Annotated in this window: 16 protein-coding genes; all 16 read right to left on the reverse strand. The window is 60.0% G+C overall.

Going from position 1 to position 16,173, the window contains the following annotated elements; translation table 11 throughout:
• Positions 1–93 precede the first annotated feature (93 nt).
• The 16 genes from trpA to ACZ5SR_RS05600 all read right to left on the reverse strand — a co-directional run bounded on the left by trpA (position 94) and on the right by ACZ5SR_RS05600 (position 16,097).
• Positions 94–903, reverse strand: coding sequence for a tryptophan synthase subunit alpha (gene trpA / locus ACZ5SR_RS05525; protein WP_464450564.1), 810 nt, complete (start codon positions 901–903; stop codon positions 94–96).
• Positions 904–910: 7 nt separating this feature from the next.
• The gene (trpB, locus tag ACZ5SR_RS05530) at positions 911–2,194 is read right to left on the reverse strand and encodes a tryptophan synthase subunit beta (RefSeq protein ID WP_464450565.1); all 1,284 of its coding nucleotides are present in this window, start codon (positions 2,192–2,194) and stop codon (positions 911–913) included.
• Positions 2,195–2,284: 90 nt separating this feature from the next.
• Positions 2,285–2,992 (reverse strand): phosphoribosylanthranilate isomerase, encoded by a 708-nt coding sequence (locus ACZ5SR_RS05535; protein WP_464450566.1) that lies wholly within the window; start codon positions 2,990–2,992, stop codon positions 2,285–2,287.
• Positions 2,989–3,774: a tRNA pseudouridine(38-40) synthase TruA gene (gene truA / locus ACZ5SR_RS05540; protein ID WP_464450567.1), complete on the reverse strand. Its 786-nt coding sequence runs from the start codon at positions 3,772–3,774 to the stop codon at positions 2,989–2,991. Before truA ends, ACZ5SR_RS05535 begins: the two co-directional genes overlap by 4 nt.
• Positions 3,771–5,210, reverse strand: a complete 1,440-nt coding sequence (locus tag ACZ5SR_RS05545; RefSeq protein WP_464450568.1) for a type IV pilus assembly protein FimV — start codon at positions 5,208–5,210, stop codon at positions 3,771–3,773. Before ACZ5SR_RS05545 ends, truA begins: the two co-directional genes overlap by 4 nt.
• Positions 5,211–5,240: 30 nt before the next feature.
• The gene (gene asd / locus ACZ5SR_RS05550) at positions 5,241–6,371 is read right to left on the reverse strand and encodes an aspartate-semialdehyde dehydrogenase (RefSeq protein WP_464450569.1); all 1,131 of its coding nucleotides are present in this window, start codon (positions 6,369–6,371) and stop codon (positions 5,241–5,243) included.
• Positions 6,372–6,621: 250 nt separating this feature from the next.
• Entirely contained in the window at positions 6,622–7,707 is a 1,086-nt protein-coding gene (gene leuB / locus ACZ5SR_RS05555; RefSeq protein ID WP_464450570.1) for a 3-isopropylmalate dehydrogenase, read from the reverse strand.
• A 19-nt stretch (positions 7,708–7,726) separates the two neighbouring features.
• Positions 7,727–8,380, reverse strand: coding sequence for a 3-isopropylmalate dehydratase small subunit (leuD, locus tag ACZ5SR_RS05560; RefSeq protein ID WP_464450571.1), 654 nt, complete (start codon positions 8,378–8,380; stop codon positions 7,727–7,729).
• A gap of 20 nt (positions 8,381–8,400) precedes the next feature.
• Positions 8,401–9,822: a 3-isopropylmalate dehydratase large subunit gene (leuC, locus tag ACZ5SR_RS05565; protein ID WP_464450572.1), complete on the reverse strand. Its 1,422-nt coding sequence runs from the start codon at positions 9,820–9,822 to the stop codon at positions 8,401–8,403.
• 244 nt (positions 9,823–10,066) lie between these two features.
• Positions 10,067–11,365, reverse strand: coding sequence for a citrate synthase (gltA, locus tag ACZ5SR_RS05570; RefSeq protein WP_464450573.1), 1,299 nt, complete (start codon positions 11,363–11,365; stop codon positions 10,067–10,069).
• Positions 11,366–11,407: 42 nt separating this feature from the next.
• Complete coding sequence (locus tag ACZ5SR_RS05575) at positions 11,408–11,716, reverse strand: FAD assembly factor SdhE (protein WP_464450574.1); 309 nt, start codon at positions 11,714–11,716, stop codon at positions 11,408–11,410.
• Positions 11,716–12,420: a succinate dehydrogenase iron-sulfur subunit gene (locus ACZ5SR_RS05580; protein ID WP_062405628.1), complete on the reverse strand. Its 705-nt coding sequence runs from the start codon at positions 12,418–12,420 to the stop codon at positions 11,716–11,718. The genes ACZ5SR_RS05575 and ACZ5SR_RS05580 overlap by 1 nt, the downstream gene beginning before the upstream one ends.
• A gap of 63 nt (positions 12,421–12,483) precedes the next feature.
• On the reverse strand, positions 12,484–14,289 hold the full coding sequence (sdhA, locus tag ACZ5SR_RS05585; RefSeq protein ID WP_464450575.1) for a succinate dehydrogenase flavoprotein subunit: 1,806 nt from the start codon (positions 14,287–14,289) through the stop codon (positions 12,484–12,486).
• A 53-nt stretch (positions 14,290–14,342) separates the two neighbouring features.
• A complete protein-coding gene (gene sdhD, locus ACZ5SR_RS05590; RefSeq protein WP_062405624.1) occupies positions 14,343–14,711 on the reverse strand; it encodes a succinate dehydrogenase, hydrophobic membrane anchor protein in 369 nt (122 codons plus the stop codon).
• A 40-nt stretch (positions 14,712–14,751) separates the two neighbouring features.
• Positions 14,752–15,183, reverse strand: a complete 432-nt coding sequence (gene sdhC / locus ACZ5SR_RS05595; RefSeq protein WP_291915921.1) for a succinate dehydrogenase, cytochrome b556 subunit — start codon at positions 15,181–15,183, stop codon at positions 14,752–14,754.
• Positions 15,184–15,311: 128 nt separating this feature from the next.
• On the reverse strand, positions 15,312–16,097 hold the full coding sequence (locus ACZ5SR_RS05600) for a GntR family transcriptional regulator (RefSeq protein ID WP_464450576.1): 786 nt from the start codon (positions 16,095–16,097) through the stop codon (positions 15,312–15,314).
• Between the last annotated feature and the right edge of the window lie 76 nt (positions 16,098–16,173).

Here is a 16,173-nt window from a genome sequence, read left to right on the forward strand (position 1 = left end):
AGCGGCGAATTATCGTTGAAACGGGCTTGGGCTCATTTCACATGGCGAAGGTGGCAAGGGCCTGCGTCCAGCAGGCGGGGCAGGCCCGTGCGCTCAGGTGTCCAGCGCTTGCCGGATGCCCGAGAGGAATTCTCGTGCCACGTCGTTGATGCGGTCAGCAGGCGCTGCGTCGATCAGCTGGATCAGGCGCGAGCCAATGACCACCGCATCGGCCACTCGGCTGATGGCCTTGGCGGTTTCTGCGTCACGGATGCCGAAACCCACGCCGACTGGCACGCTCACGTGCTGGCGGATGCGGGGCAACATGGCTTCGACCGCGTCGGTGTCGAGGGTGCCAGAGCCGGTGACGCCCTTGAGCGACACGTAATACACATAGCCGCTGGCCACTTGAGCCACTTGTTGCATGCGCTCGTCGGTGCTGGTGGGGGCCAGCAAGAAGATCAGGTCCATGCTGTGGGCACGCAGCTTGGCGGCAAATTCCACGCATTCTTCGGGCGGGTAGTCCACGATCAGCACACCGTCCACTCCGGCGGCCGAAGCGTCGCGGATGAAGCTGTCTGCGCCGTGCTTTTGGTCATAACGCTCCACCGGATTGGCGTAGCCCATCAGCACCACCGGGGTGGTGGTGTTGGTCTGGCGGAACTCGCGCACCATGGCCAGCACCTGCACGGTGCCAATGCCCAGAGCCAGCGCTTTGTCACCGGCCTTCTGGATCACGGGCCCGTCGGCTGACGGGTCAGAAAACGGCACCCCCAGCTCGATGATGTCGGCTCCGGCCTCTGCCATGGCGTGCATCAAGGGCACGGTAGAGGTTTTTTGGGGGAAACCTGCGGTGACATAAGGGATCAGGGCTTTGCGACCTTGGGTTTTGAGGGCGGAGAGGGTGGCGTCAATGCGGCTCATGTCTGCTTCACTTCACAAAATTCAAGGGCTGCTCGCCACCTTTGACCGACTGGCCTTGGCAGCTGGGGCGGCAGAAAAAGTCGGCGTTCGACAAGTCGGCCACGGTGCCGATGTCCTTGTCGCCACGGCCCGACAAGTTGATCAATATGGACTGGTCAGGGCGCATGGTTTTGGCCAGTTTCATGGCGTAGGCCACGGCGTGGCTGGATTCGAGCGCAGGGATGATGCCCTCGGTGCGGCACAGGTAGTGGAAGGCCTCGAGGGCCTCCTTGTCAGTGATGCCCACGTATTCGGCACGGCCAATGTCTTTGAGGAATGCATGCTCAGGGCCGACGCCGGGGTAGTCCAGACCCGCGCTCACGCTGTGCGTTTCAGTGATTTGACCGTTTTCGTCTTGCAGGATGTAGGTGCGGTTGCCGTGCAGCACGCCTGGGCTGCCCAGCTGCAGCGAGCACGAATGTTTGCCCGAATCCATGCCTTCGCCTGCGGCTTCCACACCGATCAGGCGGGTGTTTTCGTGGGCAATGTAGGGGTAGAAGATGCCCATGGCGTTGCTTCCACCGCCCACGCAGGCGATGACCGCATCAGGCTGCTGTTCGGCCATCTTCAATGTTTTGAACATCTCGGGCATTTGCGTGAGGCACTCTTCGCCGATCACGCTCTGGAAGTCGCGCACCATCATGGGGTAGGGGTGCGGGCCCGCCACAGTGCCGATGATGTAGAAGGTGTTGTCCACATTGGCCACCCAGTCGCGCATGGCCTCATTCAGCGCGTCTTTCAAAGTTTTGCTGCCCGACTCTACGGGCACCACGGTCGCGCCCAAGAGCTTCATACGGTAAACGTTGGGACTTTGGCGCTTGACGTCTTCGCTGCCCATGTACACCACGCATTCCAGCCCGTAACGGGCGCAAATGGTGGCGGTGGCCACGCCGTGTTGGCCCGCGCCGGTTTCGGCAATGATGCGCGGCTTGCCCATGCGCTTGGCCAGCATGGCCTGGCCGATGGTGTTGTTGATCTTGTGCGCGCCGGTGTGGTTGAGGTCTTCGCGCTTCAAGAAGATCTGCGCACCGCCCATTTCACGGCTCATGCGAGCAGCGTGGTAGATCGGGGATGGGCGGCCCACAAAGTGCGCCAGCTCGGATTTGAACTCGGCGATGAAGGCTGGGTCGTGCTGGTACTTGGCGTAAGCGTCTTTCAGCTCGTTGATGGCATGGGTCAGGGTTTCGCTGACGAAACTGCCGCCATAAATGCCGAAATGACCTTTGACGTCGGGTTGTTGGTAGTCGAACATGGTGTTGGCCTTGGTTGAGGGCGAGGCCGATCGGTGCTTGCAGAGAAGAAAGACGCTGCAAAGTGGGCCGAAACAAGCCTGTGGAATGCTTTATAGGGAGAAGTCGTTGTCTGCGGTGCGCACCGCCAGGACAAACTGCCGCATTTTGTCGGCATCTTTCAGGCCTTTGCCCGCTTCGATGCCTGAGCTCACGTCAACGGCCAGAGACAGGCCGTGCGTGCACAGTGCCCGAATGCCATCGCCCACGTTTGCAGGTGTGAGTCCACCAGACAAAACGAGGTGAGCATTGACGTTTGGTGGCAGGAGTGACCAATGGAATGTTTTTCCGCCGCCGCCGTATCCGTCGACATGGGCGTCGAGCAAGATGGCTTGGGCTGAGTGATGAACTAGGGCAAATTCTAGCAAGTCGAAGTCATGGACCTCGGTCAGGGGGATTCGGGCGGCTTTGAGGTGCGGGCGGCCGGTGCGCTGGGTCATGGCTTCGCAAAACTCAGCCGATTCGTCGCCATGAAACTGCAACAAAGCGCCTGGCACAGCTGCGCTAGCGGCTGCAATGCGCTCGGGCGTGTCGTTGACAAACAGCAGCACGGGCACCACAAAAGAGGGCAGCAGACGGGACAGCTCGGCTGCGCGTTCAATGCTCACGCTGCGTGGGCTGGGCGGGTAGAGCACAAAACCGATGGCATCGGCACCCAAGGCGCAGGCCGCCAGCACGTCGGCTTCGCGGGTGAAGCCGCACATCTTGATGCGGGTGCGCTGCTGCGGGGCCATGTTTGTTGGTGTGTTGGCTAGGCTCATGGCAACCAATCAAAAGCGGGGGTGGTGTCGGGCAAGCCCCATTCAGGGCTGTAAATCGGCCCAGCAAAGTACAGACCGTCGGGCGAAAACGTGGGCGCCGCCGCATCGCGGCTTTTGGCCAGCAGCACTTCGCGCAACCAGTCGGCCGACTGGTTGCCTTGGCCAATTGTCACCAAGCATCCCATGATGTTGCGGATCATGTGGTGCAAAAAAGCGTTGCCCTCAAACTCGAAGCGCCAATATGCGCCGTGCTTGGCAATGCGGATGTGCCGCAGTGTCTTGACGGGCGACAGAGCTTGGCAGCTGCTGGCCCTAAACGATGAGAAGTCGTGCTCGCCCAGCAGATGCTGGCTGGCTTCGCGCATGCTGGCTTCATCCAGTGGGCGGTACACCCAACCCACGCGGCCTGCCTCCAGGCTGGGGCGAACGATCGAGTCCAGCACCACATAGATATAGCGCCTGCCCGTGGCGCTGGCGCGGCAATGGAAAGTCTCGGGCACGACCTGCGCCCATTGCACCGCGATGTCGGAGGGCAAATACCGGTTGGTACCACGCACCCAGGAGTGCGTGTCGCGCTCCAAGTGGGTGTCGAAGTGCACCACTTGCATGAGGCCGTGCACCCCGGCATCGGTGCGGCCCGCACACAAAGTGCTCACGCGGGGTACATCGCCAAACTGCGCCAAGGCTTTTTCGAGCTTGTCCTGAATCGTCAGGCCCGTGGCCTGGCTTTGCCAGCCTTGGTAATGGGTGCCCGAGTAGCAAATGCCCAGCGCGAGTCTCACGTCCGTGGGCCCTGTGGGGATGGCGCAGGAGGCGTGTCTGGAGCGTCAGCTGCGGGTGTCAGGTTCAAGTCCAAGTTCGCAAATTGAGGAGGTAAGCCAGAGGGTAGTGGTGACAAGGGCGTGACTTTTTCGTGCGACTGAGTGGGTGACCACGTCGGGGTCACGGTCGGCTGGATTCCAAATAAATTGTCTGACTTGCTGGGGCGCCGTCTGGCCCACCATGCCAAACCCACCATCCCTGCCAATAGGGCTGCAGCCCATACCCCAATAGAGGGGCTGTGGCGCATCTGATCCAGCCAGGAAGTGGCAGGGAGCTCTGCGACGGCTACTGGCAAGCTGGGCTGCAAGGTCGGTGTCTCCATCGGTGATGCCGCTTTGGCATCGGATGCAGCAGACAAGGACTTCAAGGCTTCCAAGTTCTTTTTGAGTGCAGCCAGTTGTTCGGTTTTGTTCTGAATTTCGCGCTCCACTGCCATTTGGGCTTCGGCGCTGCGCACGGTGACTTCGCTCGGGCTTAGAGTCAGTTGATCGCGTTCAGGCTGCGAGGGCGGCGTGGGTAGCAGTGCAGGGCCGAGCTTGCCCGTCATTTCCCGGCTGGGGTTGTTTTGAGCTTTCAGGGCGGATTGGGCCAAGCGGCGTGCGTAGGCTGCAAAGTCCACAGTCTGGGCGATCACGGTTTGTCGCGCTTCTTCGGCCGGAACCTGGGCGGCTTCTTCAGCAAGGGGCATGCGCACTTGAGCCCCTTCGCGCAACAAGTTCACATTGCTTTCAATGAAAGCCTCCGGGTTGGCTCGCACCATGGCCAACAGCATTTGGTCCAGAGACACACCTTGGGGCATGCGAGGCAAGGCCAACTTCGAAGCCGTGTCACCCGCTTGCACCCTGATGACTTCTGCCGACGCGCTGCTGTCCGCCACCGGGAGCACGTTGGCGGCCAAGGCTTGGGGCGAAACCACAGGGGCAGTGATGGCGGCATCACTGCGGACATTTTCGGCGCTGGTCTTGACGGCCCCCGCTGGGGACACCAACAGCGTGTAATTGATGGCCAGACGACCAGTGGGCCATTGGGCCTCCACGATGACATCAATGAAGTGCTCATTGACCGGGTTTGTCCCAGTCAAGGCGATGTAGGGCTTGCCATCACCGCGGAACTCCAGACGGGTCTGCAGGCCGCTCAGGGCTGGATGAAAAGCCATACCCGCTTGTGCAAAACTGGCAGGCTCTGCCAGTTGCACCTTGAGCTTGCGCAGGTCTTCGACTTTGTATTGTGTGATTTCAACGGCCGCCCGAAGGGGCTGGCCCAAGCCTGACTCCACGGACACCTGGCCCAAAGACAAGGCCTTGACAGATAAACTGGCGCAGGCCAGCACCGATGCCACCGTCCAAGACCTGGCCAGTACGGGAGTAAAGAGCGTGGCGCGGTGCTTTCTGGTCATGGGATCAGTGGGCCGTTGGTGTGATGGGCATCAAGCATCCAGCAAAATGCGCAGCATGCGTCGCAAAGGCTCGGCAGCTCCCCACAGCAGCTGGTCGCCGATGGTGAACGCGCCCACGTATTCCGGGCCCATGGCCAGCTTGCGCACGCGACCCACTGGGATCGTCATGGTGCCGGTCACGGCCACAGGGGTCAGGTCTTTCACAGTGGCTTCGCGGGTGTTGGGCACCACTTTGACCCACTCGTTGTCAGCGGCGATCATGGCCTCGATGTCGGCCACGGGCACGTCTTTTTTGAGCTTGAAGGTCAGGGCCTGGCTGTGGCAGCGCATGGCACCCACGCGCACGCAGAAACCGTCGACTGGGATGGCGGCAGAGTTGAAGCCTTCGCCCATACCCAAAATCTTGTTGGTTTCGGCCATGCCCTTCCATTCTTCCTTGGACATGCCGTTGCCCAGGTCCTTGTCGATCCAGGGGATCAGCGAGCCGCCCAGCGGCACGCCAAAGTTGGCGGTTTCAGATGCGGTCAGGGCGCGCTGCTTGGCCACCACCATGCGGTCGATCTCCAAAATCGCGCTCTTGGGGTCGTCCAGCAGGGCTTTGACTTCAGCGTTCAGGGTGCCGTATTGAGTCAGCAGCTCGCGCATGTGTTGCGCTCCTCCACCGGATGCCGCTTGGTAAGTTTGGGTGCTCATCCACTCGACGAGTCCCGCTTTGTACAAAGCGCCCACACCCATCAACATGCACGAGACGGTGCAGTTGCCGCCCACCCAGTTGTTGCCGCCGTTGGCCAGCGCGTTTTTGATGACGGGCATGTTGACCGGATCGAGGATGATCACAGCGTCTTTTTCCATGCGCAGGGTCGATGCTGCATCGATCCAGTGCCCATTCCAGCCGGCTGCACGCAGCTTTGGGAAGACTTCAGAGGTGTAATCGCCGCCTTGGGCGGTGATGATGATCTCGCAGCGCTTGAGCTGCTCGAGGTTGAAAGCGTCTTGCAGCGTGGTTTCGTTCTTGGCCATCGAGGGGGCTTTGCCACCCGCGTTCGATGTGGAGAAGAACAATGGCTCGATCAGGTCAAAGTCTTTTTCCTGAATCATGCGGTCCATCAACACCGAGCCGACCATGCCGCGCCAGCCGACCAAACCTACTAACTTGCTCATTTCAACGCCCTTTCAGTTTTTAAAACAGTGTCAGACCAGACTGTTTGCCCGGCTCGTCTGGCCGGGGGGGGCGCACGACGAACCAGGCTGGATCAGCCCTTAATGGTCGTGGTTTTTGTGGAAGTTGCACGCGCGCCAGCAGCCACTGCAGCAGCAGTGATCAGGTTCAAGGTGAACAGGCGGGCGTGGAACATGGACGAAATTGTAATGGATGCTGCCTTAGGGCTTCCTGACAGCATCCTTTGGGTGCTCAGCCCAGCGCCTTGACCACCGCGTCACCCATTTCTCGGGTGCCTACTTTGGTGGTGCCTTCGCTCCAGATGTCGCCGGTGCGCAGGCCTTGGGCCAGCACTTTCTGCACAGCCGCTTCAATGCGCTCGGCAGCTTCGCCTTGGTTCAGGCTGAATCGCAGCATCATGGCGGCTGACAAGATGGTGGCCAGTGGGTTGGCCACGCCTTTGCCCGCGATGTCAGGGGCGCTGCCGTGGCTGGGTTCGTACAAGCCTTGGTTTTTCGTGTTCAGGCTGGCTGAGGGCAGCATGCCGATCGAGCCGGTGAGCATGGAGGCTTCGTCACTTAGGATGTCGCCGAACATGTTGCCGGTGACCACCACGTCAAAACGCTTGGGCTCTTTGACCAGTTGCATGGCGGCGTTGTCCACGTACATGTGGTCCAGCGCGATATCGGGGTATTGCTGGCCGACTTCGGTGACGACGTCTTTCCAGAACTGGAAGGTCTCGAGCACGTTGGCTTTGTCCACGCTGGTCACGCGGCCCTCTTTGCCTGCGGCTTTGCGCTTGCGGGCGGCTTGGAAGGCCACATGTGCGATGCGCTCGATCTCAGGCTTGGAGTAGCGCATGGTGTCGAAGGCTTCTTCGGCGCCGGGGAAGTGGCCGTCGGTGGCGATGCGGCGGCCACGTGGCTGACCGAAGTAAATGTCGCCTGTGAGCTCGCGGATGATCAGGATGTCCAGACCCGAAATCAGCTCTGGCTTGAGGCTGGACGCACCTACCAATTGCTCGTAGCAAATCGCAGGACGGAAGTTGGCGAACAGGCCCATGTTCTTGCGCAGGCCTAGGATTGCTTGCTCAGGACGCAGCGGGCGGTCGAGCTTGTCATATTTCCAGTCGCCCACGGCGCCAAACAGCACGGCGTCCGAGTCCATCGCCAGCTTGAGTGTGGCTTCTGGCAGGGGGTGGCCAAAGGCGTCGTAAGCGGCACCGCCAACCAGAGCGGTTTCCATCTCGAATTTCAAGTCGAGCGTGTTCAAGACTTTGACGGCTTCGGCGACGATTTCTGTGCCGATACCATCACCGGGGAGGACTGCGATTTTCATGGGTGTTCCTGTGGTCTTCTTATGCGTTGACAGCGGTGTGCGCGAGCCAGGGCTTGGTGGCCAAGCGCTCGGCCTCAAAAGCCTTGATCTTGTCGGCATGGCGCAGGGTCAGGCCGATGTCGTCCAAACCATTGAGCAAGCAGTACTTGCGAAAAGCCTGCACCTCAAACGGGATCTCTTCACCTTGGGGGCGAACTACCACTTGACGCTCTAGGTCCACCGTGAGTTCGTAACCGGGGAAGGCGGCCACTTCGCTGAACAGCAGGTCCACGGCGGCTTCTGGCAGCACGATGGGCAGCAGGCCGTTTTTGAAGCAGTTGTTGAAGAAGATGTCGGCAAAGCTGGGTGCGATCACGCAACGGAAGCCATATTGGTCGATGGCCCAAGGGGCGTGTTCACGGGAAGACCCGCAACCGAAGTTCTTGCGCGCCAGCAGGACTTTGGCGCCTTTGTAGCGCGGCTGGTTCAGCACGAAGTCGGGGTTGGGTTTGCGGTCGGACTCGGGCACGCCGGGCTGGCCGACATCCAGGTAGCGCCATTCATCGAACAGGTTGGGGCCAAAGCCGGTCTTGCGGATCGATTTGAGGAATTGCTTGGGGATGATGGCATCGGTGTCCACGTTGGCGCGGTCCATCGGGGCCACGATGCCTTTGAGGAGAGTGAATTTCTGCATGGTGTGATTCCTCGGTCGCTTCAGGCGAATTTGCGGATGTCAACAAAGTGGCCGTGGATGGCTGCAGCTGCGGCCATGGCGGGGCTGACCAAGTGGGTGCGGCCACCCGCTCCCTGACGCCCTTCGAAGTTGCGGTTGGACGTCGATGCGCAACGCTCGCCTGGTTCCAGCCTGTCAGCGTTCATGGCCAAGCACATGGAGCAGCCGGGCTCGCGCCACTCAAAGCCTGCGGCCTTGAAGATCTCATGCAGGCCTTCTTGTTCGGCTTGCACTTTGACCAGACCCGAACCAGGCACGACCATCGCCAGCTTGACGTTCTTGGCCACTTTTTGGCCAAGTTTTTTGACGACGGCAGCGGCTTCGCGCATGTCTTCGATGCGGCTGTTGGTGCACGAGCCGATGAAGACCTTGTCGATGGTGATGTCGGCCAGTGCCTTACCGGGCTGCAAGCCCATATAGGTCAGGGCGCGCTCAATGGCGTCGCGTTTGACGTCGTCTTTTTCTTTGTCGGGGTCGGGCGTTTGGCCGTCAATGCCCAGCACCATTTCGGGCGATGTGCCCCAAGTGACTTGGGGCACGATGGCGCTGGCGTCCAGCTCTACCACGGCGTCAAAGTGCGCACCGGGGTCGGACTGCAGGGTCTTCCAGTAGGCTACGGCCTGGTCCCACTCCACACCCGTGGGCGAGAGCAAACGGCCTTTGACATACTCGATGGTTTTCTCGTCGACCGCGACCAGGCCCGCACGTGCGCCGCCTTCGATGGCCATGTTGCAGACCGTCATGCGGCCTTCCATAGAGAGGCTTCGGATCGCCGAGCCTGCAAATTCGATGGTGTAGCCGGTGCCGCCAGCCGTGCCGATTTTTCCGATGATGGCCAGCACGATGTCTTTGCCGGTGATGCCTTTGGCCAGGTTGCCCTCGACTTTGATCAGCATGTTCTTGGCTTTTTTTGCCAAGAGGGTTTGCGTGGCCATGACGTGCTCGACTTCGGAGGTGCCGATGCCGTGGGCCAGGGCGCCAAACGCGCCGTGGGTGGAGGTGTGTGAGTCGCCGCAAACGACGGTCATACCGGGCAGAGTGGCGCCGTTTTCAGGGCCAATGACGTGCACGATGCCCTGGCGTTTGGACAGGAAGGGGAAAAAGGCAGCTGAGCCGGTTTCCTTCATGTTCGCGTCGAGCGTGGTGATTTGCTCTTTGCTGATGGGGTCGGTGATGCCGTCGTAGCCTAACTCCCAGCCGGTGGTGGGGGTGTTGTGGTCGGCCGTGGCCACGATGGAGCTGACGCGCCAGACTTTACGGCCGGCTTGGCGCAGACCCTCAAACGCTTGTGGGCTGGTGACTTCGTGCACCAAGTGGCGGTCAATGTAGAGGACGGATGTGCCGTCTTCTTCGGTGTGGACGACGTGTTCGTCCCAGATCTTGTCGTAGAGCGTGCGTGCCATGGTGCTTCCTTGCTGTGCAGCCTGCCATTTTATGCGGAGAGCAGGCTGATTCAGGGCTGTCTGTCCTGGTCCAGGGGTCTCTGGGGGGACTTCAACGGCCGGGGCCTGTGGCTATCAGGCCTCATCAGTCGCTTCGCGCCAGAAAATCGGCCTGACAGCCCTGGGCTCCAACCGCCCAAGTGGTGGTTTTCCTCATGAAAAAAGCCCGCACAAGGCGGGCTTTCCGTGTTCGGTTGTCAACCGATCAACGCTGCACATCGCGGCGTGGAGAGCCGGTGAACAGCTGACGAGGGCGACCGATTTTGTACTCGGGATCGCTGATCATTTCGTTCAACTGGGCGATCCAGCCGACGGTGCGGGCCAGTGCGAACACGCCGGTGAACAGGTTCACGGGAATGCCGATGGCGCGTTGCACGATGCCGGAGTAGAAGTCCACGTTGGGGTAGAGCTTGCGGCTGACGAAGTAATCGTCTTCCAGTGCGATCTTTTCCAGGGCCTTGGCCAGCTTGAACAAAGGATCATTTTCCAGGCCGAGTTCCTTTAATACTTCGTCGCAAGTTTCTTGCATCAACTTGGCGCGGGGGTCGTAGTTCTTGTAGACGCGGTGACCGAAGCCCATCAGCTTGACGCCGGAGTTCTTGTCCTTGACCTTCTCCATGAACTCGCCGACTTTGGCGATGCCGCCCATTTTCTGGATGTCTTCCAGCATGTTCAGGCAAGCCTCGTTGGCGCCGCCGTGGGCAGGGCCCCACAAGCAAGCCACACCGGCAGCAATGGCTGCAAACGGGTTGGTGCCGGACGAGCCGCACAGACGCACGGTGGAGGTCGAAGCGTTTTGCTCGTGGTCAGCGTGCAACGTGAAGATGCGGTCCATGGCGCGCTCGAGCACGGGGTTGACCTTGTAGTCTTCGCAAGGCGTGCCAAACATCATGCGCAGGAAGTTGCCAGCGTAGGACAGGTCGTTGCGTGGGTACATGTAAGGCTGACCCACACCGTATTTGTAGGCCATGGCCACCAGGGTAGGCATCTTGGCGATCAGGCGGATCGCTGCAATGTGGCGGTGCTCTGGGTTATTGATGTCGGTGCTGTCGTGATAGAAGGCAGACAAAGCGCCGATCAGGCCAGTCAGAACAGCCATGGGGTGAGCGTCACGACGGAAGCCGCGCAGGAAAAACTGCATCTGCTCGTTGACCATGGTGTGCTGGTTGACCAGCTTGTGGAAGTCCTTGCTTTGCTGGCCCACGGGCAATTCGCCGTTCAGCAGCAGGTAGCAGGTGTCGAGGTAGTCGGCCTTGTTGGCCAACTGCTCAATGGGGTAGCCACGGTAAAGCAATTCGCCTTTGTCGCCATCGATGTAAGTGATGGCCGATTGGCACGAAGCAGTGGACAGGAAACCCGGGTCGTAGGTGAACATGCCGCTTTGGCCGTACAGCTTGCGGATGTCGATCACGTCTGGACCGATGTTGCCAGAGTAAACGGGCATCTCGATGCTGGGGCTGCCATTGGAGAACGACAGGGTGGCTTTGTTATCGGCGAGTTTCATGGTGGGTTTCCTCTTGGTTTCCGGTTTTGAGCCTTGGCAGGCTCAGGCTCTCAGCATGTTCAGGACTTCGCGCACTTCTTCTGTGCTGATCTCGGTCTGCAGTTCCGTGCGGCGCAGCAGCAAGTCCATGAGATCGTTGTCTGACAGGTCCATCAGCACATACATGCCCCGGGCTTGTCCAACGGTCAGGTCTGTGGCATGACGGTTGAAAAAGCGCTCGATGAACAAATCGTTCTCGAGCAATCCGCGTCGGCTGCGCCAGCGCAGCTTGCTCAGCGACCGCTCGCTCAAAGGCGCTTGACGGTCTGCGCCGACCAGTGACGCGTCTTCCAGGATGGGGGTGACGGTCATCAGACAGCGCGGCGAATCATCATCTCTTTGATCTTGCCAATCGCCTTGGTGGGGTTCAGACCCTTGGGGCAGACATCGACGCAGTTCATGATGGTGTGGCAGCGGAACAGACGGTAGGGGTCTTCCAGGTTGTCCAGTCGCTCTGCGGTGGCTTCGTCGCGGCTGTCGGCGATGAAGCGGTAGGCCTGCAGCAAACCGGCGGGGCCCACGAACTTATCGGGGTTCCACCAGAAGCTGGGGCAGCTGGTCGAGCAGCTGGCGCACAAGATGCACTCGTACAGACCGTTCAGCTCGTCACGCTCTTCCGGGCTTTGCAGGCGCTCTGTCTCGGGTGGGATGGTGCTGTTGATCAGGTAGGGCTTGATCGAGTGGTATTGCTTGAAGAACTGGGTCATGTCCACGATCACGTCGCGGATCACGGGCAGTCCGGGCAGGGGTTTCAACACGATGGTGCCGGGCAAGGTGTTCATGTTGGTGAGACACGCCAGACCGTTTTTGCCGTTGATGTTCATCGCGTCCGAACCGCACACGCCTTCGCGGCAAGAGCGGCGGAAAGAGATGCTGGGGTCCACGGCCTTGAGCTTCATCAGAGCGTCGAGCAGCATGCGTTCGTTACCGTCCAGTTCGACCTGGATGGTTTGCATGTAAGGCTTGGCGTCCTTATCGGGATCGTAGCGGTAGATCTGAAAAGTGCGTAGGGTCATGAAAGAACTCCTGGTGTATTCGGGTGATGGACCGCCACTGAAGGTGAGCGGTCCAGACTGTCTTTAGAAAGTACGAACCTTGGGTGGCACGGAATCCACGGTGAGGGGCTTGAGCTTGACGGGCTTGTAGGTCAGGCTGTTGGAAGCGCTGTGCCACAGGGTGTGCTTCATCCAGTTGGCGTCGTCGCGACCCAATGGGGCCACGGCGTCATCCACTGGGCGCTCGTAGTCGCTCACAGTGTGGGCACCGCGGCACTCGCGGCGTGCAGCAGCAGACACCATGGTCGCTTGCGCGCTCTCGATCAGGTTGTCCACTTCCAGGGCTTCGATGCGGGCGGTGTTGAACACTTTGGAGGTGTCCTTCAAGCCGATGGCATTGACGCGCTCGCGGATGGCGGCGATCTTTTGCACGCCTTCGTCCATGGAGGCCTGAGTGCGGAAAACGCCAGCGTGTTGCTGCATCGCTGCACGCATGTCGTTGGCCACGTCTTGGGCGTATTCACCACCACGGCCTTCAAGCTTGTTCAGTCGACCCAATGTGTAATCAGCGGCATCAGCGGGCAATGGCTTGTGCGACTTGGTCTTGGAGGCGAAGTCGACGATGTGGTTGCCAGCTGCGCGGCCGAATACCAACAAGTCGAGCAGCGAGTTGGTGCCCAGGCGGTTGGCGCCATGCACCGACACGCAAGAGCATTCGCCCACGGCATACAAACCGTTGACCACGGCGTTGTGGTCGGTGGCGTTTTGCGTCACGACTTGGCCGTTGATGTTGGTGGGGATGCCGCCCATCTGGTAGTGGATGGTGGGCACCACCGGGATTGGCTCTTTGGTGATGTCGACGTTGGCGAAGTTGACGCCGATTTCGTACACCGAGGGCAGACGCTTGTGGATGGTTTCAGATCCCAAGTGGTCCAGCTTGAGCAGCACATGGTCTTTGTTGGGACCGCAGCCACGGCCTTCCTTGATTTCCTGGTCCATGCAGCGGGACACGAAGTCACGCGGTGCCAAGTCTTTCAAGGTGGGCGCATAGCGCTCCATGAAGCGCTCGCCATTGCTGTTGAGCAAGATGGCGCCTTCGCCACGGCAGCCTTCGGTCAATAGCACGCCAGCTCCAGCCACGCCGGTGGGGTGGAATTGCCAGAACTCCATGTCTTCCAAAGGAATACCAGCGCGCGCTGCCATGCCCAGGCCATCACCGGTGTTGATGAAAGCGTTGGTTGAAGCGGCATAAATGCGGCCTGCGCCGCCGGTGGCCATCAGCACGGTCTTGGCATGCAAGACGTGCAGGTCGCCGGTTTCCATCTCCAGTGCGGTCACGCCCACCACGTCGCCTTCGGCGTCGCGGATCAGGTCAAGGGCCATCCACTCGACGAAGAAGCTGGTTTTGGCCGCGACGTTTTGCTGGTACAGGGTGTGCAGCATGGCGTGACCGGTGCGGTCAGCCGCAGCGCAAGCGCGTTGAACAGGCTTTTCGCCGTAGTTGGCGGTGTGGCCGCCAAAGGGGCGCTGGTAAATCGTGCCGTCGGGGTTGCGGTCAAACGGCATGCCCATGTGCTCCAGGTCATAGACGACCTTGGGTGCTTCGCGGCACATGAATTCGATCGCATCTTGGTCACCGAGCCAGTCGGAGCCCTTGATGGTGTCGTAGAAGTGGTAGTGCCAGTTGTCGTCGGACATGTTGCCCAGTGAGGCGCCGATGCCGCCTTGGGCTGCCACGGTGTGTGAACGTGTCGGGAACACTTTGGACAGGACAGCCACATTGAGGCCAGCACGGGCCAGTTGCAGCGAGGCGCGCATGCCCGAACCACCGGCGCCGACGATCACGACGTCAAACTTGCGGGTGGTAACTTTGTCTTTGGTATAGCTCATGGTTTATCTTGGTTGGTGTGGTTTCAGCGCAATGACAGGCGAGGGCTGACGCATCACAGGCGCCACAGGGCCTGAACAGCCCAGCCGGCACAGCCGACCAGCCAGACGAGGGTGAAGACGTGCAAGGCCAGGCGCAAGGCCAGTGGCTTGATGTAGTCCATCCAGATGTCACGCATGCCCACCCAGACGTGGTAAAGCAAGGCAATGATCACGGAGAAGGTCAGGACCTTCATCCACTGGGAGGCAAAAATGCCTGCCCACTCTTCGTAGCCGATGGGGCCGGAGGTGAAGATCACCTGGGCCAGCAAGACCACGGTGAAAAGGGCCATCAGGACAGCGGTCACACGTTGGGCCAGCCAATCACGAAAGCCGTAGCCAGCACCGGTCACGATGCGTTTTGAGCCGTAATTCACGGACGACATAGGTCAGTTTCCTTGTTGTTTTGAGTGAGAGGCGGAGAAATCAGTACAGGCCAAACAGCTTGGCACCCAGCACGGCGGTCAAGCCCAGGCTCAGAACCAAGGTGGCCACGGCAGAGGACTTGCCGAATTCTTTGGTCACGGCATGGAAAGCATCCATATAGATGTGGCGCACACCGGCGATGAAGTGGTGCAAGTAAGCCCAGATCAGGGCCAGGGCCAACAACTTGAAGAACCAGCCGGGCACAAAACCGATGCCAATGCCAAAAGCGGCAGAGAGCTTGGCAAACGAAATTTCGGAGGTGATGGAGTTGTCAAAAAGCCAGATGAACAGGGGCATGAGCAAAAACATCAAGAAACCGCTGATGCGGTGCAGGATGGAGACGATGCCAGCAGCCGGCAGGCGGTACGAAGGCAAGTCTTTCAGGGCGTTGATGTTGCGGAATTCAGGCCGCTTGCGGGCGAGTTCGGTCATTTGGGTACTTTCTGGGTGTAACGCGTTCTTGACATGTGAGGCTAACCACCGGATTCTATTGCAACGCACCAAACTGACGTGAGCATTTCAGCGACAGTCTTCTACAAGACGTCGCAGGTGAGCTCAGGTCAGTTCAAATCATTGTGGTAATGGTGGGTGTCGGTGCGGTAGAAGCCGCGCCGCAGCTCCATCGGGGTGTTGTTGTAGGTGTAAGCAATGCGCTCCACACTGAGCAAAGGCGTGTTGGGAGGCAGTTGCAGCAATTCCCTTTGAGCCTTGTCGGGTAACACGGCCCGGATCTTTTCTTCTGCCCTGACCATGCGCACGCCGAACTCGGTTTCAAACAAGGCGTACATGGGGCCGTGGTAGTCGGCCAGGCGCTCAGCCGTGAGCCCCTTGAATGGGGTGCCGGGCAACCACAGGTCTTCGAGGATGGTGGGAACTTTTGCAAACGAAAGAACCCTTCTGACTTGCAAAACAGTGTCGCCAGATCGCAAAGCCAAGGCTCGGGCGATCTCGGCCGAGGCACGTAAGCGTTTGCAGTCGATGATCTCCCGCTGGGCGGGGCCTTCGGTGTTCAAGTCGCCCTGATCGGGCACCAGTTTCAAAAATCGGTACTGCACCTGGTGTTCGGCGTGGGTGGCGACAAATGTGCCTTTGCCTTGCTTGCGAATGAGCAGGTGGCCGCTGGCCAGCTCGTCAATGGCTTTGCGCACGGTGCCTTGGCTGACCCGGTAACGTGCGGCCAGTTCCATCTCACTGGGAATGGATTCTCCAGGCTTCCATTCGCTGGCCTGCAGGCTTTGCAGGATCAAGCCCTTGATTTGCTGGTAAAGCGGGCTGAACGCGGGGGTGGCGGCCGGGGATTCGGCGGCAGCAGCGGGGGCGTCGGTCGATGGCAATGAGTGGTTCATGAGGACGGGCAGGGCATGCGGGTCAGGTGCATGTCAGGAGCGCCATCATATCTTATATAAGACATAAGACAAATTG

This window comes from Limnohabitans sp. TEGF002, from assembly GCF_055395845.1.

Coding starts and splice junctions, on each gene's coding strand:
- trpA (WP_464450564.1), bottom strand. CDS start 903: ATGAGCCGCATTGACGCCACCCTCTCCGCCCTCAAAACCCAAGGTCGC.
- trpB (WP_464450565.1), bottom strand. CDS start 2,194: ATGTTCGACTACCAACAACCCGACGTCAAAGGTCATTTCGGCATTTAT.
- ACZ5SR_RS05535 (WP_464450566.1), bottom strand. CDS start 2,992: ATGAGCCTAGCCAACACACCAACAAACATGGCCCCGCAGCAGCGCACC.
- ACZ5SR_RS05545 (WP_464450568.1), bottom strand. CDS start 5,210: ATGACCAGAAAGCACCGCGCCACGCTCTTTACTCCCGTACTGGCCAGG.
- asd (WP_464450569.1), bottom strand. CDS start 6,371: ATGAGCAAGTTAGTAGGTTTGGTCGGCTGGCGCGGCATGGTCGGCTCG.
- leuB (WP_464450570.1), bottom strand. CDS start 7,707: ATGAAAATCGCAGTCCTCCCCGGTGATGGTATCGGCACAGAAATCGTC.
- leuD (WP_464450571.1), bottom strand. CDS start 8,380: ATGCAGAAATTCACTCTCCTCAAAGGCATCGTGGCCCCGATGGACCGC.
- leuC (WP_464450572.1), bottom strand. CDS start 9,822: ATGGCACGCACGCTCTACGACAAGATCTGGGACGAACACGTCGTCCAC.
- gltA (WP_464450573.1), bottom strand. CDS start 11,365: ATGAAACTCGCCGATAACAAAGCCACCCTGTCGTTCTCCAATGGCAGC.
- ACZ5SR_RS05575 (WP_464450574.1), bottom strand. CDS start 11,716: ATGACCGTCACCCCCATCCTGGAAGACGCGTCACTGGTCGGCGCAGAC.
- ACZ5SR_RS05580 (WP_062405628.1), bottom strand. CDS start 12,420: ATGACCCTACGCACTTTTCAGATCTACCGCTACGATCCCGATAAGGAC.
- sdhA (WP_464450575.1), bottom strand. CDS start 14,289: ATGAGCTATACCAAAGACAAAGTTACCACCCGCAAGTTTGACGTCGTG.
- sdhD (WP_062405624.1), bottom strand. CDS start 14,711: ATGTCGTCCGTGAATTACGGCTCAAAACGCATCGTGACCGGTGCTGGC.
- sdhC (WP_291915921.1), bottom strand. CDS start 15,183: ATGACCGAACTCGCCCGCAAGCGGCCTGAATTCCGCAACATCAACGCC.
- ACZ5SR_RS05600 (WP_464450576.1), bottom strand. CDS start 16,097: ATGAACCACTCATTGCCATCGACCGACGCCCCCGCTGCTGCCGCCGAA.